Source organism: Pedobacter sp. SAFR-022 (genome assembly GCF_051965375.1).
Taxonomy (GTDB): Bacteria; Bacteroidota; Bacteroidia; order Sphingobacteriales; family Sphingobacteriaceae; genus Pedobacter.
Genome location: NZ_JBQCME010000001.1, coordinates 779,488 through 803,690, shown reverse-complemented (window position 1 = coordinate 803,690; position 24,203 = coordinate 779,488). Strand labels below are relative to the sequence as shown.

Genomic DNA, 24,203 nt, shown 5'->3' with positions numbered 1-24,203 from the left:
TAAATGGGTGTCAAACATTTTGCTTTTGATTTTCCTTATTATACTATAAACCAATGAAAGCTGCTTCATGACGAACCTTAACCCGAAGAAAAGAAAGCTCCTGAAATGGATCGCAGGCAGCTTAATTGCACTACTTGTAATTGTCGTAACCTCCGCGATATACATTGCAGCGAAGTGGAAACCCTTTCTTACGGAAAAGATCAAGACCGGCATATATGAGGCTTCAGACCATTTATACAACATAGATTTTACAGACCTCAACCTGAACGTGCTTACCGGTACGGTGAGTCTGGATAGTGTACGACTTTATCCGGATACCTCAGTGTTCCATGAACTAAGAAAAAAAGAACTTGCCCCGGTGCACCTGTTCGAAATCAAACTTGCAAAGCTTAAACTTACCCGCATCAGCATTTTAGAAGCATACTTCAAAAAGCGGATCAACATGAATGCAATTGTGATAGACGAGCCCTCCATCAACATGCTGCGCTTCAATGTTAAACCGCAGGCCGACACTACAAAAACAGCAACCAATCTTTATCAGAAGATCTCCAAATCATTGGAATCTGTGCATATCAGGAGCATCAAAGTGCTTAATGCAAACTTCGATTACATTCGTGGAGAAACAGGGACAGTTCTGAATGCGGTGCAAAAGCTTAATGTCAGCATTACTGATGTGCTTATTGACAGTGTATCCCAGTATGATAAAGAAAGGTTTTATTACAGCAAAGACGTTGCATTTGAATTGATCGGGTACAAGTCGATCAGCAAAGATAAGTTGTACACCATGAAGGTGGATACCCTTACCGGCTTTGCCAACAAAGGGGATATCCGGATGAAGGGATTTCAGATGATCCCGATGTATCCGGACCTGGAGTTCAGCAGGAAGTACAAGACCCAACGGGATCGCTATGACCTGAAGTTTCCGACCATCAATTTTCGTGGTTTAGATCTGGAGCGCTTCAATGTGGAGGGGCGCTTGTATGCGGAGGCCCTGACCATTGCTTCCGCCAAAGTGAAGATTTTCATGAACCGCGAACTCCCACCATCAAAGGAGAACAAGAGCCGCAACTTTCCACACATCGCACTGCAAAGGGTAGAACTGCCCCTGATCATTGATACGGTAAACCTGAAAAACGTTGATGTAGCGTATACCGAGTATAATCCAATTGCGCAGGAGCGAGGTACCGTGCATATTGATAACCTGACCGGTACCATCAAAAACGTGACGAACGATTCCCTGCAGAAAAGCAAAAATGCCTTCATGGCGGCAGATCTAAAAGCGAAGATCATTAAGGCGGCAGATCTTGATGCACACCTTCGTTTTAACCTGAACGCTAAAGATGGCGCCTTCAGCTTCCGGGGAAATATAGGTTCCATGAATATGCCCGCCCTAAATCCACTGGCTTCTGCACTTGGATTGGTCAAGATCGAAACCGGAAATATTCAGAAGGTGGAGTTCGATATTAAGGGCAATGCTGTGGGTTCTACAGGTAGCCTGAAAATGCAATACAACAACCTCAAAGTGCAGCTGCTTAAGGAGGCTGAAGATGGTGAGGCGCCTAAGAAGAAAGGTCTGCTGTCCTTCCTGGCGAACAAGTTGGTTATTAAGGATGCCAATCCGGAAAAAGGAGAGCCACTCCGCGTTGCAGCGGTACAGTTTACCCGATCGCCTTCGCAATCTTTCTTCAGTTTACTCTGGAAAAGTGTTTTTACCGGTATCCGGGAAACCGTAGGTATTGGCTTTATCAAACCGAAAAGTGCGGCGAAGTCGCACGAGAAAATAGAGGAGAAGCTCGAAGAGCGCAAGGAAGAACGTAAAGAAAAACGGCAGCAAAAACGTGCGGAAAGAAAGCAAGCACGTGAGGAAAAAAAGTAGTAACTTTTAGCCGGATATGTCAGATCATGCGCATAAAAACTTCCGGATTGTTAAGTATATCGCCGCCATTCTGCTGCCGGTATCTATCTTCGCCACTGCATTATCCTGGTACTATTCTGAAAAACTCCGCCCGGTCATTACCCAGGAATTAAAAGACCTGGTTTTTACCGCTACAGACAGCCTCTATCATGTTGAGTTCTCCACCATCCGCACCAATTGGATTACCGGTAATGCTTCCTTATACGACGTAAACATCATCCCCGATTCTCTGGCGCTTAAACGCTTAAATGCCCGGGCCGCCGGTCCGAATAACATCTATAGCATCCGCGTAAAGCGCGTGATGATCCGGGGCTTTCACCCCTTTACACTGTACAGGAAAAATAAACTGCAAATTGATGAGCTGCTGCTGCTGCGACCGGATATCACGATGGTCAATAAGCAACAGCCCTACAATGAAGGAAAACCGCCAAGGCCCAGGTACAATCCTTACGACTACATCTCCAAGTATCTGGCAGAGCTGCAGGTCAATAATATCAATCTGCGCGACATCAAGTTTAAGTACATCAACAACAACGGTGAAAAGCCAGTAGCCGACTCCCTATCCAACCTGAACATCACGCTTAAAGACTGGCTCATCGATCCCAAATCTGCGGAGGACCCCAAACGTTTGTACCTGCTTAAAGATGTTGTGCTCAGCATGAACGATTATGTATACCGAAGCCCGGATAGCCTGTACCACATTAAGATGAACAAACTGGACTTCCGGGCATCCACTGGCCGTTTAAAGATCAGGCAGTTTACCGTAGTGCCGCAACATCCGGAAATGGATTTCTCAAAAGCCGCCGGTTATGCTAAGGACCGCTTCAACATTTCTTTCAATGAGATCAGCCTGGGCGGCATTGATTTTCCCCTCTATATCTCGACGCAGGAGCTATTTGCAAAGGACATGCAGATCAATAACGGCTTTGTTGCTGTTTTTAGTTCCAATGTTATACCCGGCAAAGGCCTTCCTAAAAGCGGACAGTTTCCGCATCAGCTGCTACAGAATCTAAGTGGTACGGTGACCGTGCAGAAGCTTCATCTGAATGACATTGATTTCAGTTACTCGGCCTACAATCGCCGCAGTAAACAGAAGGGGAGTATCACGTTTAACAAGACCTCCGGAACGATCAGCAACCTGACGAATGCTCCAAAGTACAAAGCACTAAATCCGGTGATGACGGCGAAACTGCAGAGCCGGTTCATGGGAAAAGGTGCCTTGGATGTCGATTTCAAATTCCACCTCTCGGCTAAAAATGGATTCTTCAATTACAAAGGCAGGTTGCGGAACATGGATGGGCGGCTGCTGAATAAGATCACCAGACCGGTAGCCATGCTGCAGATTAAGAGCGGATTTATTGATGAACTCCGTTTTGACATTCGAGCCAACGAAAGCCTCGCCTTAGGCACGCTCGACTTCCGGTATCATAACCTTGGTGTAAGACTGCTGGAGCCCGCTGAAGATTCCGACCGTCTGGTGCGTAAAGGCTTTATGTCCTTTCTTGCAAATAACCTGATCATCAACTCCGGCAACCCCGACCGGGAAGGTAAGTTTGTCTCTGCGAAGATCAATTACCAGCGACCGGCAAAGGCATCCTTCTTTAGCTTTATCCATAAGAGCCTGTTTCAAGGCATACGGCACAGCATAGGGTTTACCGTGGAGAAAGAAAAAGAGATTAAGGCACAGATCGAGAAGTTTGAAAAGATGAAAGCAGATCGTGAACAACGGCGCGAGAACCGCCGAAAGCGGAACTAAAAACAAAAAGCCCCTGAACGAAGTCCAGGGGCTTTTTGCATTATCAAAGGCTTTTAGTTAGCCAGGGAAGCCGGCATCGGCTTATTCAATAAGTTCTCATAGTAGAAACGGAAGCGCTCAGCACGATCATGCGGGGTTTTCACACCACCCCAACCATGACGGCCACCAGGGTAGATCATCAACTCAAAATGCTTGTTTGCATTCTGCAGCTTGTCAATAAACTGGATGGTATTCTGCATGTGAACATTATCGTCCATATCGCCATGCATCACACGTAGTAACCCTTTGTACTGATCTACGTAGGTCAATACAGACGCATTCTTGTAACCTTCAGGGTTTTCCTGTGGCGTGTCCATGAAACGTTCAGTATAGTGACTGTCGTACAATTCCCAGCTGGTAACCGGTGCGCCGGCATAACCGAAATCAAAGACATCAGCACCGTAAGTTAAAGCCATACAAGTCATGTAGCCGCCGTAACTATGGCCAGTGATCAGTAGTTTTTTACCATCAACCCAAGGTTGTGATTTCAACCAGCGACCTGCGGTCATATAATCTTTCATCTCCCATTTACCAAGGTTGCGGTGCATCAAAGCAACACCTTTCTTGCCAAACTGGCCAGAGGCGCGGTGATCTACAGCAATCTGAATCACACCTTCATTCGCCCAGTATTGGGGCGCAGTACCTTTCCAGGTGTTGGTCACGGTACCTGCATTTGGTCCGCCATAGATGCTGAACACAACAGGGTACTGCTTCGTTTTATCAAAGCCAGTAGGGTAGGTGATTACGGCCGGAAGGTTGTAGCCATCTTCTGTTGGAATGGTAATCATCTCCGTTTTACCGAATTCATAAGAAGCGAAATCCGGAGATTTGCTGTCTCCAAGTTCCTTAATGATCTTACCATTGTTGTCTATCAAAGTTCTTTTCTGTGGGGTAGAAACGTTCGAGTAGGTGGTGATGAACTTGCTGCCATCTGGGGCCATCTCCACCTGATTGCTGTATTCGCCAAAAGTTAAACGTTTCAGATTTTTACCATTGTAATTTACGCGGTAAAAGTCGGTACGGGTTGAAGCTTCTTTACGGGCCATAAAGTAAACCACTTTATTTTTCTCATCTACATGCACCAGTTTGGTTACCTGCCATTTTCCGCTGGTTAGTGGATTCAGCAGTTTACCGCCCAACGTGTACAGGTAGTAGTGCGACCAGCCAGTTTTGTCACTTCTCAGGATGTAGTGCTTTTTGTCTTCCAGGTAGGTGATGCGCTCATCAAAGTCCAGGTCAACCCAAGACTTCTGTTTCTCGTCATAGATCTCCTTTTTGGCACCGGTAAGCGGATCAACCGAGTAAAACTTCAGGTTATCCTGACCGCGGTTCAGCCATTGCACCATCATGCTGCTGCCGTCGTAGCTCCAGTATGGGGTACCGAAGTACTGGTCATCTTTAGCATTGAAGTCCGCCCAAACCACAGCACCACCCACTGCCGGTACAAAACCGATTTTAACCTCCGGGTTTGCATCACCAGCTTTAGGGTAACGGGTCTTCTCCGTATAGCCATGCTGACCGGTAGATCCATAGATCGGGAACATCGGTACTTTGGTATCATCAAAGCGCATGAAAGAAATGTGTTTGCTGTCTGGCGACCACCAGAAAGCTTTGTATTTTGTTGCGCGGCCTAAGATCTCCTCGAAATATACCCAAGAAGAATAACCGTTATAGATCACGTCTGTACCATCGTTGGTGTAGCGAATCTCTTTGCCGGTCGTTACATCAACGGCATACAGGTCGTTGTTGCGGGTAAAAGCAACATATTTTCCATCCGGAGAAAGGGTAGGGTTCTTCTCCTCGTCTTTATCGTTCGTTAAACGCTTCGGTGCATCTTTTCCATACTGGATGAAAACGTCAGCGTCTTTCACCATCACACTAACATTGCTTTTCGGTGGTGGGGTATAGCTTTCCTTCTTGCCGGTATTCACGTCGACCGCTTTCAGGCTGCGGTCCTTTATATCCATTTCAATGTAATGCTGTGCATCCGCCCAGCCCGTAACCGGGTTCAATGGAGTCGTCAGAGAAGGTTGATTTCCCAGCGTTTGCTGCTGACTTAATCGCTTAAGCTGCGCCTGGGCGGGCGACATATAGAGCAAGCCGGCAGTTAAGGTAAACAGTAGAGTTTTATTCATTTTTAAAACAGTTTAAAGGCTGAAAGTAAGAAGTTAAAGCCATGCTGCAAAATATGTTTGATAGATGTTACCCTAGACCTCCACAATTTGGACTCAGCATTATAGATGACCACTCCGGCCAGGTACCTCCAAAAAAAAGCTGGCTTGTAAAATGAATTACAAGCCAGCTAAAGAAGATTTAGTGATCTATTTAATGAAGATTACGTCATCAAAGTAAAACGCCTCATCCTGTGCATCCGGACCTTCGATCCAGAAGCCAAATTGCTTCATCGGAGCGCCCTTTTCCCAGAACTTAATGGTCGACATCGGGATTTTAAAGTAGGTCCAGACATTGGCAGGGATGTTCAATGGAATAGATTTATCGGAGTTTCCGTATCCACCTGCACGTTGGTCGCCAGTCAGGTACAAGGTGTAGTTCGTTGAGCCACCTTTAACCCAGAAGCTTAGGAATTTGTACTCCGGCATGTTTGCCAGGCCATCCCAATATGCAAAACCATCTGCACTCCAATTGCCTTTGTTGTAACCAACTTTGAATGATTTCGAACCAGACTTAAAGAATTCGGTTGAAATATCTGCAGGTCCCCAAGAGCCATTTACAAAGCCATTCTCATAATCATCGGTGAAGATCTTGAAGGCATTGTTCATGTTTACGAACTCCTGATTTGTGGTGATCGGACCGGTTGAGTTTGTAACAACAAGTTTTGCACTGTTTACCGTTGTTGCAGGGAAAGTGATCACAAGTTCACGTTTCGACTGCGATACAATGGTTGCGGCTGCGCTGCTGCCTTCTAAGGTAACAGAAGTTACATCACCCAGGTTGTTACCGGTTAATGTTATCGCTGGGCCATCTGGTACGAAGTTATAGTTAGATACTCCAGTAACGGTCGGCAACGCAATGACTTTGTACGGAATAATGATCTGCTTGTTCAGGGTATTGGTCAGGATGATGTTTTGTTCACCACCAACAGCCTCGTCCGGCACCCGGAACACAATTGCGCCATCATTATTTAGCACTGGATTAAACGGTGCTAATACACTATCCTTTTCAAACAAAATGGTTTTTATGCCGCCTAATTTGTCGCCCGTTACGGTGATGACCTCACCTGCAGAACCTTCAGTTATTTCAAGCGCATTGGCTCTTGGACTTTCCGAGGCTTCAGGCCGCTCCTCTTCCTTCGTGCAGGCAGCAAGGAAGGTGGATGCAAACAGGAGCACCAACGCAAAGCTTTTTAATTTAAATCGTTTCATATCGAATATTTTATAATGGTCTAATAGTAAGGAATGGCAGGTTTACCCAATTCTGGGTTTGTCAGGATCTCTGTTGTTGGAATTGGGATAAACAGATTAGCTTCTGAAGTCAAGGTTGCTTTAACACTCTCAATGCGGTGTTTACCAGCCGAGCTGTAAATACCTCTTTCCTGCTGGTCAACAATTTGTTTAGCCTTGGCAAAACCTTGTCTTTGAATATCAAACCAGTAATCACCTTCAAATGCAAACTCTACCCTTCTTTCATGCAGGATCAGCTCTGGGGTAAGCACGGTCTTGTCGGCTGAGACGCCAAATCCTGCACGATGTCTCACCTGATTGAATGCTTCAAGCGCAGAGGCGTCACTTGTAGATGCTGCAGTTCCTAAAGTGGCTTCTGCATAGATCAACAGGATATCAGCATACCTCAAGATATAAGTGTTCATGTCGGTTGATGTTCCATTTACATTCACACCATTGCCACCCGGACCAACAACATATTTCAAAGCATTGGAACGTGTACCTGTTTTAATTTTCAGCTTTTCATCCGCATTGGTTACATAGGTTGTATCGTAAGTAAAACCATTTGGAAAATTCACATTCACCCAGTTCTCTTTCTTAAAACCATGCTCCATGATAGACCATTGTTTACGCTTGTCGTTGAACTCATAGCTGTTTAGCAAGTCAATCGATGGAATGATGGCCGACCAGCCTGCACCTGTAGTTGGTAGTAGCAAAGTCGAAGGCGCCACATACGCCTGGATCGGGTTTCCTATCGAGTAACCACCAGAAGCAAGCCACTGCAAGGCGAAGAGCACTTCCGGGTTGTTGTTTGCAGAAGGGTCTGTAAACATTTTCTGGTAGTCCGGATATAAAGAATACTTGCCGGAACTGATTACCTCGCCGGCTTTAGCTTTTGCATTTGCGTAATCTTTCAGGTACAGGTAAGCTTTTGCCATCATACCTTTTGCCGAGAACTGCGTTACACGGCCTGGATCATCATTTGCTTTCAGGTTTGCCTCAGCAAATTGCAAATCTTCAATGGCAAACTTGATCACGTCCGACTGGATGTAACGTGGAACGTTAAACTGTCCACTTTGAGCCAGGTCAACCGGATCGGTAATAATAGGCACATCACCAAAAACGCGTGCAAGATAGAAATAAGCTACACCTCTCATGAACCTTGCTTCAGCAATCCCCTGGTTCAAGTAAGAAGGATCTGAAACCTGAGCCTTTTTCTGCTCAAAGGTGTTGATCAGAACGGTTGCGTTACCTGCTATTTTATAGAAGGCATACCATGATCTGGTTACCTGCTCATCCGTTCCGGAGATAGAGAAGTTCAGGTAGGTGTTATATTTTGGATCGCCAGTGTACATGTTGCCACTAAGTACCTCGCCGATGGCATGGAAAGCTTTATCCTGATATTCGTACCAGATGCTATTATATAATAAGCCCGTAGCCCCTCTTACCTGTTCCGCATTTTCATAATAGGTTTCCAGGGTGGGTTCATTTCTGGAAGGTTTTTCAAGAAAATCCTTCTTACAACTGGTTACTACCGTCAATGCCGACAGCAATACCGTTGAATATATAAATTTCATTTTCATGTTCTTAATTCTTAAAAGGTAATGTTTGCACCAAAGGTGAATGTGCGTGGGTTAGGATAGTTTCCGTTGTCGATGTTAAAGAAGGTAGCGCTGCTGTTAAATGCACCCAATTCCGGATCATATCCTGTGTAATTTGTGAACGTGTATAGGTTTTGACCAGTTACAAATACCCTTGCATTCGCAATCTTAGCTTTGCTGATCAGGGTTTGTGGCAAGTTGTAACCAAAGGTCACGTTCTGGATACGCAGGTAAGAACCATCTTCCACAAAACGATCAGACACCCTGAAGTTGTTGTTGTGCCACTGGTTGTACCTTGGAAGTGCTCCATTAGGGTTACTTTGTGTAAAGCGGTCTTTAACCGTATTCAACTGATTGTTATATACGTTGCTCAGTTGCTCGGTTGTCCTTTTGGTATAGTTTAAAACGTCATTACCATAGGTTCCTTGTAAGAAAACTGATAAGTCGAAATTTTTATATCTGAAAGTATTGGTTAAACCAAAGGTGAATGATGGGTTTGGATCGCCGATGTAAGTTAGATCCTGATCATCAATCCTGCCATCGCCATTCAGATCTTTATACCGTACATCACCTAACCAGGTACCTGTAGGGCTAACTGGCAATCCTTGATCCGGACCATTGTTCAATTCATCCATGGTTCTGAACAAGCCATCTGTCTGGAAGCCATAGAATCCACCTACAGCACGGCCCGCTGCGGTTCTGGTTAGCAATATTGCATTACCATATTCAACAAATTCCAGATAAGTAGAAGATGGACTGTTTAAGTAATTTAACGTGTTCTTGTATTTAGAGAAAACAAAGTTTGTTCTCCATTCGAAATCCTTAGAGGTCATGTTATATGACGTAATGCCAATATCAATACCCTTGTTGGTCATCTTTCCAGCGTTTACCACTGGCGCCTGAATATCATTGTATTCGGTTCCGATACCAGTAAATACTGGAAGTGAACTTGGAAGAATCATATTAGTGGTTTCCTTCTGGTAAAGGTCCAAGGTAACATCCAGCTTTCTGTTCAGGAATCCAAAGTCAAGACCAGCGTTGTAAGTTCTCACAGACTCCCATTGCAAAGCAGGGTTGCCCACGTTCTGTGGAATACCACCTTGTCCGAAAGGTGCGGTAGATACAAGCCTTACACGGGTTACATAAGCATTTTGTTGAGGCGAGTTCTGATTACCTACTGCACCTGCACCTGCTCTTACTTTAAGGTAATCCAGGAACTTGATGTTTTTAGCCCAATCTTCATTGGTAACTGTCCAGCCAATTGATGCTGCAGGGAAGTAACCGATGCGGTTATCCGGTCCGAAAGTAGATGATCCGTCACGTCTGATGGACAGGTTTAAGGCATATTTGTCATTGTAAGTATAACCTGCTCTGGCAAAGTAAGACTCCATCGCGAAGTCGCCCAGGTAGGAGCCTAAAGATTGACCGGCTTCTCCACCAGCACCAATTGCAGGAATGTTCTGTGCAAGATTTTGTCTGGAAGCATCCAGCTGATCGTATTCACTTTCCTGGAATTCATGACCTAATAATGCAGTAACCTTGTGTTTACCGAAGCTCTGGTTATAGTTCAGGAAGTTTCTTACGCCATAGTAAACATTAGTAGACCTTTGTTCTACCAATCTGCTTGGGGTTAGAATGTTGTCGATATAAGGCTGGAAAGCACTATTGTCGCCAACAGTATAGTCGAAGTTTACCTCAGATCTGAAGGAGAAATTTTCGTTGAAGGTGATTTCGCCATAAAGGTTTCCATAACCTTTAGACTGGATGTTCCGTACTTCACGTGCAAGGGCAAGGGCTATCGGATTCCGGACGTTTCCGAAGTTATAGCCGCCGATGCCTACAGTTGTTGCATAACCTCCGTTTTGATCAAAAACAGGAGAAGCAGGGCTGTTTGCTGTTGCGATGGTTACGATTGCATCTGATCCGTTCGTCAAGGATACACGTTGATTACTCCTGGTTAAGTTAGAGCTTAAACCAACTTTAAACCAGCTTTTTACCTGTTGATCGATGTTAAAGCGAAGGGACAATCTCTTGAAGTCTGATCCGATGATGGTACCTTGCTGATCAAAATAGTTTAATGCAGTATAGTAATTGGTTTTCTCATGGCCGCCGGAGAAGCTCAACTGATGGTTCTGCATTGCGCCCCTTCTGAAAACCTCATCCTGCCAGTCGGTACCTACACCTAAGATGCCAGGGTTTTGAAACTCCGGAATTGGTGTAAAAGTAGTATTGTTTGTTGTTGCGATTTCGCTTAATACTTGATTGTTGTACTCCGCAAATTCGCTTAGGTTCATAATATCAAGTTTTTTCGGTACTTCCTGTAAGCCGTAATAGCCTTCATAAGTGATTTTACCTTCCCCAGCCTGACCTCTTTTGGTGGTGATTAATACCACACCATTTGCACCTAATGAACCGTAGATCGCCTGAGCAGAAGCATCCTTCAGGATGTCAATGGTAAGGATGTCTGAAGGGTTGATCGAAGCCAATGGACTTTGCGTGGTTTGGCCACCCATACCACCTAACTGATCCTGAGAAATCGTGTTTCTGGTGGTCTGCAAAGGCACCCCATCAACCACATACAATGGCTCGTTTCCATTAACCGAGGTGATACCTCTTACACGTACAGAAACACCGCCGCCTGGCTGTCCACCGTTTGTAGATACACTAACACCGGATAGTTTTCCTTGTAAAGCCTGATCTACACCTGAAACGGGAAGATCTTTAATGTCTTTAGCGCTAATGGATGAAATGGAAGAGGTAACCTCTGATTTTTTTGCGGTTCCGTAACCGATAACCACAACGTTCTCCAGGTCCATTGCTGAGGATCGGAGGGTAACATTAACCGTTGTTCTGTTTGCGGCAACTTCCACTTCCTGGGAAGTTGTACCGATGTAGGAGAATACAAGGACTGTTGGCGTAGTTGGAACGCTAATGCTGTATCTGCCTTCAGAATTTGTTGAAGCTGCGGTTTTGGTACCTTTGATGATGACGCCGGCACCTGGTAGGGCGACACCTGAATCATCATAAACCGTCCCCGTGATGGTTCTGGTTGCGGGCGTTTGAGCCATAGACATTAATGTTCCGAAACACAATATCACAAGCCAGATTGCTCGTAGAATTTTATTCATAAGATTTAAAATTTGGTTATTTAAACAGGTTATAAAATTAAGAGTAGATAGGATGCCCAGTGTAGTACTATTTTAACCCATAATGAGCTAATCTGAACATTCATACTTCCGGCATTTGCGGTTTGAAGCCTCTATCGGCGTTTTTTATGATTGCCAATGAAGCTAAATTTGGTCGAAATATAGGACAATATTATCCAGGACTTAATCGGCATAAACTTAAGAAGCCGTACATTTCTTTAATGTACGGCTTCTTAATATTAAGATAGGTTGGATCAGATGATCCAGTTCCAGCCAAACTCGTCAGGCACCAGGCCGTAACGGATGTCATTTACTTTCTTGGCGATTGCTGCAGAAACCGGGCGGTTAGCCGGATCATTCAGCGTATGAATGGTTCCATTAAAACCAATTTCCGCAATCTGAGTGATGGTTGCTGCGGTACCAACAGCAAAGGCTTCGGTAAGTGCGCCAGTACCGATCTTCTCCAGTACTTCATCCACAGAAACACGACGTTCTTCGATGCCATACCCAAGGCTTTTCGCTACTTCAAGTACGGTATCTCTGGTTACCCCGTCCAGGATGGTTTCACGAACCTCAGGGGTTACAATCTTATTGTCCATCACGAACATCAGGTTTGCTGTACCAGATTCTTCCACATATTTATGTTCTTTCGCGTCCGTCCAGATCAGTTGATCGTAACCTTCTGCCTGCGCCTGCTGTGTAGGTAACATAGACATGGCATAGTTACCAGCGGTTTTCGCGGCACCAACGCCACCGTCTGCACCACGGGTATAGTGGGTTTCAATTTTAACACGCAATGGTTTGTTGTAGTATGGACCAGCAGGGGTGGTAAGTACTACAAACTTATAGTCTGCAGAAGCTTTTACGCCTAATACAGCATCCATAGCAAAAAGGGTAGGGCGAATGTAAAGGGAGTTATTCGCTGCACTTGGAACCCAATCCCGGTCCAGGTTAATCAAAGCAGCAATACCTTGCATAAAGACCTCTTCAGGAATGGTGGCCATGGCCATACGTGTTGCTGATTTGTTAAAGCGGGCAAAGTTCTTGTCGGCGCGGAACACGCTGATGCTACCATCAGGAAGGCGGTAGGCCTTCATGCCTTCAAAAATTGCCTGGCCATAATGAAGCGCTGAAATCGCAGGGCTCATTGCAATTGGTCCGTAAGGCAGCACCTCAAAGTTTTTCCACTCGCCGTCAATGTAGTCTGCAACGAACATATGGTCGGTGAAAACTTTCCCAAACGGCAGGTCTGTTAACTCGGTTTCAGCAAGTTTAGACTGACCGGTTTTGGTTAATTTAATATCTAAAGTATCTATCACTGCGGTAAATTCTAATTCTGTACAATATTAGGGAAAAATATATTTCAATGCAGGTTTATTTCAGATTTACCGGTGTTTGGAGTACACTAAGGTAGGGTTGAGTGGCTGGTATGGCGCTCGTCAGGCAACAGATTATCAGTTGATTATAAATTGACTATTAATCACTATAATGAAATCGACATTGGACAATCGCGCATTCTTGGTCTTTCCCCTTGGTTCCAGATATTTAATAAACAAGGCGATGCTCACCCGTAATGCGTCTGGACCAAAAGCTCTTTAAATTATTTTTCAAAGCTTCAGGTTTAACCATGCCATGGAAAGGAGTTCTCTTAATCTCTTTTAACAACTCTCTAATTTTGTTTGCAGCCTGTTCATCATTATCCATCCAAAACTCAAAATCTTCCCAAGCTTCAGGTGTAAAAACTAGATTCATACCTTATGCTTTCACTGGAAGTTCGTTTTCTAGCGTAAACAATTTGGTGTCACCTTGCTTTAAATGGTCAATAGACCGCTCAAGACGCCTACGATTAGCATCTGTTGACATTAGATGTGAAGTTTCAATAAGGGCATTATATTCTTTAATAGAAATTACCACAACAGCATCATCCTCATTATTATTACGTGGAATAGTCAAAACATCCTGTGTTGCACTTACTTCATCAAAGTAATTTTTCATGTTTGTCCTCAAGGACGAGATAGTTACCGCTTTCATAATTAACGCCTAAGTACATATAAATGTACGTTATGTTGTACGTGCTATCAAATAACCTTTCTTAAAATAGATAGCTTGGCTAGTAGCAGCTGCCGAATGTGAAGTGATCCACCCCAAATATAGTGATATTGGACTATCATTATTCCACCGTTTTATGAGAATTTCACTTTTACAACAACGAACACACATGTTATCCCAAAACGGCCTCTGTGTATACGTCAACAAAGCCTCTTCAATTAATGTTGCAGAATTTATCTTTAGATTTGACTATTAAAAAAACTTGAACTGTAATACCTCTCCGCCCTAATTTGGGTGGATAACATAGTTAGACTTAGATGTAAGTTAGCCGTCATTGGAGAACCACCGTAACCATAGACAAAAGAAGAACTGATGACAGAGAAATTTCCGACAATAAATAGTACACTTTCACCGAATGAACTTGGCAAACGTATCCAACAAAAATATGGCCTTGGCAACAAAACAGAATGTAGTATATTTCGATTAGCAATGAACCATTTATACCTTGTTCACGATGACGAAAAGAAATACGTTTTTAGAGTTTATACCTACAATTGGCGGACAAAATTAGAAATTGAAGAAGAATTAAGACTTTTGCTTCATTTAAAAGAAGCTGAGCGACAAGTTGCTTTTCCAATTGCCGACCAATCAAACGAATACATTCAAGAAATTGAAGCACCAGAAGGAAAAAGGTTCGGTGTTCTATTTTCATATGCCAAAGGCACAAAGACAGCAAAATTCTCAAAACATACAAGCTTTTTAATTGGAAAAGCATTAGCAAAAGTTCATCAGTCGACGGAAAACTTTGAACTGAAGAGGATATCTTACAACACTCAAAATTTGATTAATAGTGCTATTCTAAGAACAAAAGAGTTCTTTAATAAGAACAATAACGAAATTGAGTTTTTGGAAAACCTGTCGGCTTTTTTGACGATAAAAATTGACAACATTGACAGTCAGAAAATGAGATATGGAAGTGTTCATCTTGACGTTTGGTTTGACAATTTGCACATTGACGATGAAAAAGAAATAACATTTTTTGACTTTGATTTTTGTGGCAACGGTTATTTATCTTTCGACATTTCTTATTTCCTATTTCAGTTACTTGCAACCAATTTGAACGAAGAGGAATATCAAATAAAAGCAGACAGCTTTTTAAAAGGTTACGAAACTGTAACTGAAATTAGCAATGAAGAAAAAAAGTTCTTGCCTTTTGCTTGTTTAGCAATTATGGCATATTACATAAGTGTTCAGTGCGACCGATTTGAATATTGGACTAACATCTTCTTGAATGAAGATCATCTAAAAAGAACGGTTGGAAATTTAAAACGTTGGATAGCTCACAATAAAATTGAAATAAATTGAGTGCGGGCTGACAGAGATTCTGAAAATAATATCGCAATTATCAAGCCTGCAAATCCGTTAACCACAATAAGAAAGATTCTTATTATTCCCTCCTTTATCGATAACCCACAAAAACATACGCTCCCTCATAATTCCTAAGAAAACGCCAGCTGTAACCTGCTAAAACAAACCAGGTCCTCACCTCAAATTATCAAAAACCCATTCCATTAATCAAACCCTATTTTCCAGTTTTTGATAATGGGTTTTTGATAAATAAAAATCCTTCACCCGGCCTAGTACAACACCCTGAACTTGATCGTCTGTTCAATCTGCTTCAACGACTTGAACAGCTCCTTATCGTACTCCGCATTGATATCCGTGATGGCATACCCGATCTGGGCATTTGTCATCAGGAACTGCCCTACGATATTGATATCGTGCGCAGCAAAAATGGTATTGATCTGCGCCATAATGCCCGGAATATTCTGGTGAATGTGGATCAAGCGGTGCGACTTCTCCATTCTCGGTAATTGCAGATTTGGAAAGTTTACACTCAGATACGTTGCACCGGTGTTCATGAAATCGATCATGCGCTGCGGGATGAAAGAAGAACTTCTAGGATTGTTCCTCGGATTGTCAAAAACAACAATACCCATCTCCGTACAGGCCGTTAAATCCAGCGACTTCGCCTTGCCCAAATGGCCAATCGTTTTCAGCTTGTTTGCACGCTTCAGCTTTTCATGATCAATCCTTTCATCTGCAGCAAGCAACACCATGTGTACGTCAGCTACATATTTCTCCTCGAAATCTGCTTTGTGGCGTACGGAAAACCCGTCCCTTTTCAGCATGTTGATGCTTAGTTCCGGTACATCACCGATCACCAGGCAAAGAATCCTGTTTTTTGGATAAGATATTGCGCTCGGCAAATTGTTTACATACAGGAACTCGTCGAAACTTGGCGTAACATGGTCCGCACGGCTAACGATGCTGTCGCGAGCGATGTTCTCTGTAAAAGCGAAGAACTTCTTGATCAATCCGCTTTCGCGCAGCTGGAAATCCGAGTAGCCATCGCCGATGCCATAAACATTACCATCCAGCTTCATGCCTTGAAGTAGTTTCACCTTTCCACCTTCCTCGCTCAATGGGTTGTCATGATCATAGTCAATGATTTGACCCTCCTCATTGGTTACGAAAGTATTGGCATAGATGTTCTCCTTTTTGATGTGATACTGGCTCACTACTGGCGTAATGAACTCCTTAAACCCACCTGAAACGATTAATACCTCATCTGCATGATTCCTGAAGAACTCCGCATTGCGGGAGAAAGAGGCCGAAACCTTCTTTTTCAAACGTGTGATCAGCTGCTTCAAGTGATCCTGGTTGGCATTAAGCAGGCGGACACGTGCTGCAAGACTTTCCGTAAATGACAACTTACCCTCCATGGCAAGGTTGGTATAATCCTCAATCTGCTTTAGAATTTCTTCTTTTTGCGGGTGATTTTTGAGGGAGATCTTAGCCATCTCATCCAGCGCTTCTACCTGTGTAAAGGTGCTATCGAAATCAATGATGTAGTAGTTTTTAGGTGTCATGGATTGTTTTTTGTCAATGCAGCACAAACCTCAGAGATGCTTTGCTCCAGTGGTTTGAATGCGATGCCTATCGTGTTTCTTATTTTTGAATTGCTGTAATAACTGTAGCTGGTACTGCTTTTCGCGGTATCACTGGTGAGCCCGAATGACCGGCCGGTAAACAACGTTGCCACCCTTGCGGCACGCCAGGCGATGCCCAGCATCCAGGGTTTGGCTTCCCGGGCTGGTGCTTTCCTCCCGAACCCATTAGCGATCAGGCTGAACAGTTCTTTGTAGCTCAGGTTGGCTGCTGAAATGGTGAACCGCTCCGCCTGCTGTTCGCTGTTCATCAGCAGGATCATGCTTTTGGCCACATCACTGACATCCACCAAACCTGTAGCGCCATTGGTGTAAAAGGAAAGACCATCTTGTACCAATTTAAATAGAGCGCCGCTTCCCTGATAACCCGCATTTGCACCGATGATCACAGATGGATTTACAATAACCGCTTCCAACCCTTCGGCAATGCCACGCCAGACTTCCATCTCACCTTCGTACTTTGAAATGGCATAAGTATGCACATGCGCGCTATATTCCCAGTAATCGTTTTCTGTAATTTCCTGTCCCTTCTTCGGTTCACCCAGGGCAGCTACCGAACTCACGTGTAGCAGTCGCGCGCCATATTCCATGCAAAGGTTAACCACATTACTGGTGCCTTCAATATTCACATGGATCATTTTTGCTTTGTCTTTTGGATCAAAAGAAACGACTGCAGCACAATGGTAAACCTGATGGATACCTTCGAAAGCATCTTCAAGGGTTGCCAGATCATTGATGTCTGCACTGAACCATTCAATGTTGGTATTCCCTTTCAGCAGATCGGGAATTCTTCCTGTTTCGCGTTTTAAAGCACGCACCCGGAGCCCTTGCGATGTTAACTGTTGGGTCAGTTCAGCGCCCAAAAATCCGGTGGCACCAGTGATCAGGATCATTTCATTAATTTAAGGTTGTGCATCAATATGTGGGCTCAAAAATAGATATTTGAGCCCACATATTGACATTTATGAGCCTTTCCGACTTCTTTTCTCCCTTATCACTGGAAGAACTTAGCCCTAAAAACGGATTCCTGACCAGCCAGCTGGGCATGAAAGCCAGTTTTTATACCGACAGGTTTCCTGAACTGGAAGAGAATGCCTACGATATTGCCATAATTGGTGTACAGGATGATCGCGCAGCGGTCAATAACAGTGGCTGTTCACTGGGGCCAGATGCTTTCCGTGAACAATTCTACCTTTTAAATGAGGGCGATTTCCAATGTAAGATCATCGACCTTGGAAATATCAAGGCTGGTGCTGCCATCTCCGACACCTATATTGCAGTGAAAATGGTTGTTTCGGAGCTGATGAAGCTGAACATCCTGCCGGTGATTATCGGTGGCGGACAAGACCTCACTTACCCGCAATATCTGGCTTATGAAAGCATGGAGCAAAAGGTAGATCTGGTTGTGGTCGACAACAAGTTCGACCTCGATGAAGATGATGAAGAGGGCATCGCAACCCGTTCAGATACCTATCTGAACAAGATCTTTTTACATCAGCCAAATTACCTGTTCAACTTCAGCAACCTAGGTTATCAAACCTATTTCGTTAACCAGGAAAGTCTGAAAGTGATGAGCAAGTTATACTTCGATGCACATCGCCTTGGAGAATTTACAACCGATATCAGCCTGACAGAGCCGATCATCCGGAACTCGAATATGATCAGCTTTGATATCTCTGCCATCCGTTCATCCGATGCCGGAGCCAATGCCAATGCCACGCCAAACGGCTTCTATGGCGAACAGGCCTGCAGGATTGCCCGGTATGCAGGAATGAACGACAAGCTGACGTCCATCGGTTTTTATGAGTTCAATCCAGCCTATGATAATAACAGTCAGACGGCACTCTTACTTGCACAGATCGTCTGGTATTTCGTAGATGGTTTTTACAACCGAAAAAAAGATTTTCCATTAAGTCCGAAGTCGCAATACATTACCTACCGCACGACTTTAAGCGATGGAACAGGGGAGATGCTCTTCGTGAAAAGCAAGAAGTCTGACCGCTGGTGGATGCAGGTGCCTTATCCGACAGGTGTATCCAAGAATGAGCGTTATCACTTGGTGCCCTGCCGCTATGAAGACTATACGATGGCTGTGAATGGGGAAATGCCTGATCTTTGGTGGCGCACCTTCCAGAAGCTACTATAATCCCTGGTCAGCCAGCGGCGCTACGATTGTAATTTTACTGGTAAAGAATCGTTATGGTATTATCAATATTTTATATTTGATAAGCTAACGCAATCTAATTAACACCAACCAAATTACAATCAATGAAAAAATTCATTTTATCTGCTGCCATGATATTGCCTTTTGCGGCAATGGCGCAGCAGGGCTTTACCATCAACGGTAAAATAGGCGCACTAAACGCACCAGCCAAAGCTTATCTGATCTATAGAACCCCTGCTGGGCAGTTCGCCGACTCGACTAATATCGTCAACGGTGCTTTCAGCTTCAAAGGACAGGTGGAAATGCCGGTAAGTGCAAACATCAGGGTAAAACATGCACAAGCAACAGCGGCCAAAACACCACTGGATGTACTTGGATTCTATATCGAAAATAAAAACATCACCATTTCTGCCAAAGATTCCGTGAAAAATGCGGTGATCACTGGCTCACCGGTAAATGAAGATAATGCGAAACTTGCTGTCTTGATGAAACCAGCAGTAGCGAAGATGGAAGCCTTGCAGGCGGAGTTTTCTGCGAAAACCGATGAAGAGCGTAAGGCTCCGGGTTACATGGAAACCGTATATGCACGTTCCAATGCCATAGAAAAAGAAATGCAGGACCTAAGCCAGACTTTCATTGATGGCAACAGAAATTCATACGTTGCTCTAAATGCCTTCCGTTCGGTGTTGGGGTACGATATTGACCCAACGACTGCTGAACCTGCTTTCAATAAGTTTTCTGCAGAGCTGAAAGCAACGCCACTTGGAAAAAGCATTCAGACTGCAATTGATGGCGCAAAGAAATCGCAGGTAGGTACCATGGCGACAGACTTTACACAAAATGATCCAAGTGGAAAACCAATCAAACTTTCTGATTTCAAAGGTAAGTATGTGCTGGTTGATTTCTGGGCTTCCTGGTGCGGACCTTGTCGTCGTGAAAACCCGAACGTGGTAAAAGCTTATAACACATATAAGGACAAAAACTTTACCGTGCTGGGTGTTTCTTTGGACCGTCCGGATGGGAAAGAAGCCTGGGTTAAAGCGATTCAGGATGATGGCTTAACCTGGAGCCATGTTTCAGATTTAAAATATTTTGATAATGCTGCTTCGAAGATGTATGGCGTACAGGCCATTCCTTTCAACTTCCTGGTAGATCCAACTGGTAAAATCGTTGCCAGAAACCTGAGGGAAGAGGCTTTACAAACCAAGCTTGCTGAACTTTTAGGTGCGAATACGGCTGCTGCGACTTCAACTACTGCCGCTGCTCCAGCTGCAAAAGCTTCTAAAGCGAAGAAAGCTAAATCTTAGTCGTATATAATTGATATAAAAAAGGGCTGGTCATTGGGTTGATCAGCCCTTTTTGTTTGTCTTGCTGAGATTGCAACTACGCGATAACGACCTGCCCGGTATAGGTGCTTTTAGAAATTTTTTTACGGTCGTCTGAGATGAAGGCGATATAGGTTTCGAATACTTGCCCCGGTTTGCCCGAGCAGACTTCCAGCAGGTCTTGCCCTGCGCTGCGCCGTGCTCCGCTGGTGACGTAAAATGCGACATCTTCTTCCGGCATATAGGCAAGTAGCATGGCCTGATCCTGGCTGCGCACATAACTTTGCTTGTCCGGCTGTTCCCAGAAAAACTCTAAAGTGCGCGGGCTTGTCATTTCCACCCTTGCACCTAGTGCTTCCTGCAGGTTACCCTCTGCAACCAAAAGATCTTCGTACCTGAAGTGGAAGTCGGGATTTAGCCCCTCAACAACACTTAACACTTTGGAGACTGCGATATTGTGGGCGGTTTGTCCTTTCTCCCGGCCCAGGGAGAATCCAACGTTAAGAAAAGGCGTTGCAGGCTTAACGAACTTCATGGCAAAGCCGAAGCGGTTATTTGCCGCGATCTGTTTTTCGCTGCGGGGTTTTGTGGGGTCAAGCTCGCGCTTTTTTCGAAGTACGGGTACTCCAAGACGGATATAGCCAGTAACCTGCGATACTGGTCCCTCAATGGGACCCAATATGCCATTCTTTATTCTTGCCATGCTGATTGCGTTATTGATTCTTCAAGGTAAACAAAGATTTGATGTTTATCAAGTTTGTCTAAGTACCGCGTATTCAAAGCCTCTCCAGCGCGTTTTGTTCGGCTGCAGGCGAAGCATAGGCGAACAATAGGCGGCCAAGAGGCGATGAACAGCCGGCGAAGCTGCGATGCAAATCCCCAGCAATTCATCTTTTGTGTAACAATTTATATCCTTAATACTGAATTACTTCCTGATGTATTATCTTAACAAAGCGAGCGGAATCTTAAAATATGCTCCTGATATCCATGAATAATATCCTGAACCCAATTAAAAAAGGCTGCGCATTCCTGCTGTGTATCCATCTCCTGTCAAGCTGTCAAAGTGCAAATAAAGAATCTTCCGCAAATACCGTAACCGACAGCGCCGCAATGGCGCTTGTCTTGCCACAAGGCTTCTCTGCCAGCGTTGTTGCAGATTCCTTAGGCCCGCTACGTCATCTTGCATTGAATAAAAACGGTGACATCTATGTTAAGCTTAGCAAAATGAAAGATGGAAAGGGTATCCTTTTTCTGAGCGATACGGATCATGATGGAAGGATGGACAAAACCATGGGCTTTGGAAATTATCCAGGTACAGGCATCCGCATTCAGGGGAACCTGTTGTATTCATCTTCTAACAGTAATGTATACAGGTACCAGCTGGATGATCAAGGACAGGTAATCGATACGGGTAAAGCGGAACTAATTGTTCAGGGGTTGGTAGATAAAGGCCGGGACAATGCAAAAGCCTTATCGCTGGATGCTGAAAATAACCTGTATGTCGCCATTGGCTCCTATGATGAGACCTGCACCGACGCAGCAGATCGTGGGTTGAATAATTGTACGCTGCTTGATTCCGTGGGTGGCGTGTGGCAGTTCAGTGCGAATAAGCTCAATCAAGGCTACTCCAGCGGGGTTCATTATGCAAGAGGGCTCAAGAATGTGGTTGGAATGGATTGGAATCCGGTGTCGAAATCACTTTTTGCATCCCAGCATGGCCGTGGGGGACTGCATGATAAGTTTCCTAAGATCTATACCGCGGAACAGGATATGACCCTACCAGCAGAGACGATGTATGAGCTGCATAAAGGCGATGATGCGGGATGGCCATACGTGTACTACGATCCTTTTGAGCACAAACAAATTGTTTCCCCTGAATATGGAGGCGATGGAAAGAAGTCGGTGGACAAGAAGTACATTGATCCTGCTGCCGATTTTCCGGCACACCTTGCACCCAACGATCTGCTATTTTACACTGGTAATATGTTTCCGGAGAAATATAAAAACGGAGCATTCATCGTTTTTCACGGACAGTCGCAACCGCTGAAGAAAGGATATCTTGTTGCTTTTGTACCATTCAAGAACGGTAAGCCATCTGGTCCATGGGAAGTTTTTGCCGACAATTTCATGGCTGTAGATGCAGAGTCTAAAAGTTCTTTCAAGCATCGTCCAATGGGGATTGCACAAGGGCCTGACGGCGCCTTATATGTAGCTGATGATGTCAAAGGCACGATCTTCAGGATCAGCTACGCCGATGGGAAGAAGCAGGGCTAAAGCTTAAAAGCCGATATCTATTTAACGACTCATCTAAAAAACTATGCGCTTTTTCGCTCTCCTGCTGATGATGCTCTGCATTAAAGTCAGCTTTGCTCAGACTGTTACGGAGACTTATCCAAAAACGTTATGGTGTCCAAATGATACCATCAGCCTGAAATTTTCGAACCTGAAGGAGCGGGATCATTATCAGGTTAGTACCCTTAAAACAAGCCTTGGCGGAGACGCAGCCTATGGGCTGGGCATAACATTATACTTTGGCAAGGATTCTTTAAAGTTCAATTATCATAACAAGATTCCTTATGCGCATTACATTTTGGTCAACTTAGCCTCTCCTAAGGGAAAAAGTACGTTGAAGTTACACTTTAACGATCTCCGGGTGATGTTTCCGAAGTCCTACATCATGCGCAATACGGGAAACGTCCAGTTTGATATTCCAGAGCCCTATGAACTTGCAAATATCCTTTGGACAATCTCTCCAGCCGGTCAAAAAGCCACAGACCTAAACAAGGAGGGTGCCTATTACCAGAGGGTTATGAAATGGTTTAAGCCTTACATGAATGATCCCATCTTCAAACTTCTGGACTATCCCGATAGCATAGCCACCGGGCATTACTATGACTTCAGGGAAAACAGCTTTGCTTTTAATTTCCAGGATACTACCTTGGGTTCAAAGCATACAACATTGACTTTTAACGGCCCATACTATTACGTATTTGGCAGGGAGCTGGCAGACAGCAGCCTCTTCGGGAAGCTCAAGCCAGCTGTAGAAAATTTTGCGGCAAGGTCCGGCTTCAGAAAATTTTATAAAGCAAACCTTAAGTTTTATCGGGAACAACTTTCCAGACAGCGTGAACTTTTGCCTGTTAAACAGATGTGGACCTGGTTGGAGCGCAACTTTCCAAAAATCACGTATCATTCCTACAAGGTAGTCTCCTCCCCACTCATTGGCGGAACGCATAGCACGCAGCGGTATACGACTTATGTAGACGATAAAAGGTTTGCAGAAAACGTAATGTTCGTTTGTGGTACTGATCGGTATGACCGAAATGTTGATCTTACGGAAAAACAGCGCGCTGGTCTGATGTCTGGTATTGTTTTTACGGAAATCGACCACAACTATGTAAATCCGACCAGTAACAAATATGCCAGTCGGATCAATGCGGCATTCGGAAAACGACAAGGCTGGGTTCGGGAAGATGCTTACAACGTTTCCTATGCGAGCCCTGCTGCAGTTTTCAATGAGTACATGACGCATGCGTTATTTTGCCTCTACATCAGTGATGTTTACGATAAAGAAACTGCAGATTTCATAATCGGAGATCGGGTTAAAATCATGGAAGAGCGAAGAAGCTTCATCAGATTTAAAGCATTTAACGAGGAGTTGATGCGTCTGCATCAGTTGGATCGATCGCGGGCAGCAGCCGACCTATATACCGAAATACTGGCTTGGTGTGATACACAGGTTTAATACTTGAGAACGGATATTCCGGAAATTCCAGCTTGTTAAAGTGAGTTCCTT

At 44.4% G+C, this 24,203-nt stretch carries 17 protein-coding genes; 7 read left to right on the top strand and 10 right to left on the bottom strand.

Going from position 1 to position 24,203, the window contains the following annotated elements:
• Nucleotides 1-67: 67 nt before the first annotated feature.
• Nucleotides 68-1,876, top strand: a complete 1,809-nt coding sequence (locus tag ACTHQF_RS03420) for a hypothetical protein (protein WP_440428450.1) — start codon at nt 68-70, stop codon at nt 1,874-1,876.
• Between the two features lie 16 nt (nt 1,877-1,892).
• Nucleotides 1,893-3,671 carry a hypothetical protein gene (locus tag ACTHQF_RS03415; protein ID WP_440428449.1) on the top strand — a complete coding sequence of 593 codons (1,779 nt, stop codon included), beginning with the start codon at nt 1,893-1,895 and terminating at the stop codon, nt 3,669-3,671.
• 53 nt (nt 3,672-3,724) lie between these two features.
• Here ACTHQF_RS03415 and ACTHQF_RS03410 read toward each other — a convergent pair whose 3' ends face one another.
• The 7 genes from ACTHQF_RS03410 to ACTHQF_RS03380 form a co-directional block, all read right to left on the bottom strand.
• Nucleotides 3,725-5,845 (bottom strand): DPP IV N-terminal domain-containing protein, encoded by a 2,121-nt coding sequence (locus ACTHQF_RS03410; protein WP_440428448.1) that lies wholly within the window; start codon nt 5,843-5,845, stop codon nt 3,725-3,727.
• Nucleotides 5,846-6,031: 186 nt separating this feature from the next.
• Nucleotides 6,032-7,093, bottom strand: a complete 1,062-nt coding sequence (locus ACTHQF_RS03405; RefSeq protein WP_440428447.1) for an IPT/TIG domain-containing protein — start codon at nt 7,091-7,093, stop codon at nt 6,032-6,034.
• Nucleotides 7,094-7,113: 20 nt separating this feature from the next.
• Nucleotides 7,114-8,688 (bottom strand): RagB/SusD family nutrient uptake outer membrane protein, encoded by a 1,575-nt coding sequence (locus ACTHQF_RS03400; RefSeq protein WP_440428446.1) that lies wholly within the window; start codon nt 8,686-8,688, stop codon nt 7,114-7,116.
• A 17-nt stretch (nt 8,689-8,705) separates the two neighbouring features.
• Nucleotides 8,706-11,840, bottom strand: a complete 3,135-nt coding sequence (locus ACTHQF_RS03395; protein WP_440428445.1) for a SusC/RagA family TonB-linked outer membrane protein — start codon at nt 11,838-11,840, stop codon at nt 8,706-8,708.
• Between the two features lie 272 nt (nt 11,841-12,112).
• Nucleotides 12,113-13,177 carry a branched-chain amino acid aminotransferase gene (locus ACTHQF_RS03390; protein ID WP_440428444.1) on the bottom strand — a complete coding sequence of 355 codons (1,065 nt, stop codon included), beginning with the start codon at nt 13,175-13,177 and terminating at the stop codon, nt 12,113-12,115.
• 226 nt (nt 13,178-13,403) lie between these two features.
• Nucleotides 13,404-13,610, bottom strand: coding sequence for a Txe/YoeB family addiction module toxin (locus ACTHQF_RS03385; protein WP_440428443.1), 207 nt, complete (start codon nt 13,608-13,610; stop codon nt 13,404-13,406).
• A gap of 3 nt (nt 13,611-13,613) precedes the next feature.
• Complete coding sequence (locus ACTHQF_RS03380) at nt 13,614-13,889, bottom strand: type II toxin-antitoxin system Phd/YefM family antitoxin (protein ID WP_440428442.1); 276 nt, start codon at nt 13,887-13,889, stop codon at nt 13,614-13,616.
• Nucleotides 13,890-14,279: 390 nt separating this feature from the next.
• On the opposite strand from ACTHQF_RS03380, the gene ACTHQF_RS03375 reads away from it, so the two are divergent.
• Nucleotides 14,280-15,272, top strand: a complete 993-nt coding sequence (locus tag ACTHQF_RS03375; RefSeq protein WP_440428441.1) for a phosphotransferase — start codon at nt 14,280-14,282, stop codon at nt 15,270-15,272.
• 272 nt (nt 15,273-15,544) lie between these two features.
• On the opposite strand, the gene ACTHQF_RS03370 is transcribed toward ACTHQF_RS03375, so the two are convergent.
• Together ACTHQF_RS03370 and ACTHQF_RS03365 are read right to left on the bottom strand one after the other, a co-directional pair.
• Nucleotides 15,545-16,840, bottom strand: a complete 1,296-nt coding sequence (locus ACTHQF_RS03370; protein WP_440428440.1) for an HAD-IB family phosphatase — start codon at nt 16,838-16,840, stop codon at nt 15,545-15,547.
• Entirely contained in the window at nt 16,837-17,811 is a 975-nt protein-coding gene (locus ACTHQF_RS03365; protein ID WP_440428439.1) for an SDR family NAD(P)-dependent oxidoreductase, read from the bottom strand. Before ACTHQF_RS03365 ends, ACTHQF_RS03370 begins: the two co-directional genes overlap by 4 nt.
• A 71-nt stretch (nt 17,812-17,882) precedes the next feature.
• Here ACTHQF_RS03365 and ACTHQF_RS03360 point away from each other — a divergent pair, with 71 nt between their 5' ends.
• Both ACTHQF_RS03360 and ACTHQF_RS03355 read left to right on the top strand, forming a co-directional pair.
• Nucleotides 17,883-19,064 (top strand): formimidoylglutamase, encoded by a 1,182-nt coding sequence (locus ACTHQF_RS03360; RefSeq protein ID WP_440428438.1) that lies wholly within the window; start codon nt 17,883-17,885, stop codon nt 19,062-19,064.
• A 122-nt stretch (nt 19,065-19,186) separates the two neighbouring features.
• Nucleotides 19,187-20,389, top strand: a complete 1,203-nt coding sequence (locus ACTHQF_RS03355; RefSeq protein ID WP_440428437.1) for a redoxin domain-containing protein — start codon at nt 19,187-19,189, stop codon at nt 20,387-20,389.
• Between the two features lie 76 nt (nt 20,390-20,465).
• Here the strand turns inward: ACTHQF_RS03355 and ACTHQF_RS03350 are convergent, their stop codons facing one another.
• Nucleotides 20,466-21,110, bottom strand: a complete 645-nt coding sequence (locus ACTHQF_RS03350) for a DUF6266 family protein (protein WP_440428436.1) — start codon at nt 21,108-21,110, stop codon at nt 20,466-20,468.
• Between the two features lie 269 nt (nt 21,111-21,379).
• On the opposite strand from ACTHQF_RS03350, the gene ACTHQF_RS03345 reads away from it, so the two are divergent.
• Nucleotides 21,380-22,681 (top strand): PQQ-dependent sugar dehydrogenase, encoded by a 1,302-nt coding sequence (locus ACTHQF_RS03345; protein WP_440428435.1) that lies wholly within the window; start codon nt 21,380-21,382, stop codon nt 22,679-22,681.
• Nucleotides 22,682-22,724: 43 nt separating this feature from the next.
• On the top strand, nt 22,725-24,152 hold the full coding sequence (locus tag ACTHQF_RS03340) for a DUF4932 domain-containing protein (RefSeq protein ID WP_440428434.1): 1,428 nt from the start codon (nt 22,725-22,727) through the stop codon (nt 24,150-24,152).
• Nucleotides 24,153-24,203: the final 51 nt, after the last annotated feature.

Bases quoted from the DNA above. Each gene is read 5' to 3' on its own strand.
- ACTHQF_RS03420 (WP_440428450.1), top strand. From the start codon at position 68: ATGACGAACCTTAACCCGAAGAAAAGAAAGCTCCTGAAATGGATCGCA.
- ACTHQF_RS03415 (WP_440428449.1), top strand. From the start codon at position 1,893: ATGTCAGATCATGCGCATAAAAACTTCCGGATTGTTAAGTATATCGCC.
- ACTHQF_RS03410 (WP_440428448.1), bottom strand. From the start codon at position 5,845: ATGAATAAAACTCTACTGTTTACCTTAACTGCCGGCTTGCTCTATATG.
- ACTHQF_RS03405 (WP_440428447.1), bottom strand. From the start codon at position 7,093: ATGAAACGATTTAAATTAAAAAGCTTTGCGTTGGTGCTCCTGTTTGCA.
- ACTHQF_RS03400 (WP_440428446.1), bottom strand. From the start codon at position 8,688: ATGAAATTTATATATTCAACGGTATTGCTGTCGGCATTGACGGTAGTA.
- ACTHQF_RS03395 (WP_440428445.1), bottom strand. From the start codon at position 11,840: ATGAATAAAATTCTACGAGCAATCTGGCTTGTGATATTGTGTTTCGGA.
- ACTHQF_RS03385 (WP_440428443.1), bottom strand. From the start codon at position 13,610: ATGAATCTAGTTTTTACACCTGAAGCTTGGGAAGATTTTGAGTTTTGG.
- ACTHQF_RS03380 (WP_440428442.1), bottom strand. From the start codon at position 13,889: ATGAAAGCGGTAACTATCTCGTCCTTGAGGACAAACATGAAAAATTAC.
- ACTHQF_RS03375 (WP_440428441.1), top strand. From the start codon at position 14,280: ATGACAGAGAAATTTCCGACAATAAATAGTACACTTTCACCGAATGAA.
- ACTHQF_RS03370 (WP_440428440.1), bottom strand. From the start codon at position 16,840: ATGACACCTAAAAACTACTACATCATTGATTTCGATAGCACCTTTACA.
- ACTHQF_RS03365 (WP_440428439.1), bottom strand. From the start codon at position 17,811: ATGATCCTGATCACTGGTGCCACCGGATTTTTGGGCGCTGAACTGACC.
- ACTHQF_RS03360 (WP_440428438.1), top strand. From the start codon at position 17,883: ATGAGCCTTTCCGACTTCTTTTCTCCCTTATCACTGGAAGAACTTAGC.
- ACTHQF_RS03355 (WP_440428437.1), top strand. From the start codon at position 19,187: ATGAAAAAATTCATTTTATCTGCTGCCATGATATTGCCTTTTGCGGCA.
- ACTHQF_RS03350 (WP_440428436.1), bottom strand. From the start codon at position 21,110: ATGGCAAGAATAAAGAATGGCATATTGGGTCCCATTGAGGGACCAGTA.
- ACTHQF_RS03345 (WP_440428435.1), top strand. From the start codon at position 21,380: ATGCTCCTGATATCCATGAATAATATCCTGAACCCAATTAAAAAAGGC.
- ACTHQF_RS03340 (WP_440428434.1), top strand. From the start codon at position 22,725: ATGCGCTTTTTCGCTCTCCTGCTGATGATGCTCTGCATTAAAGTCAGC.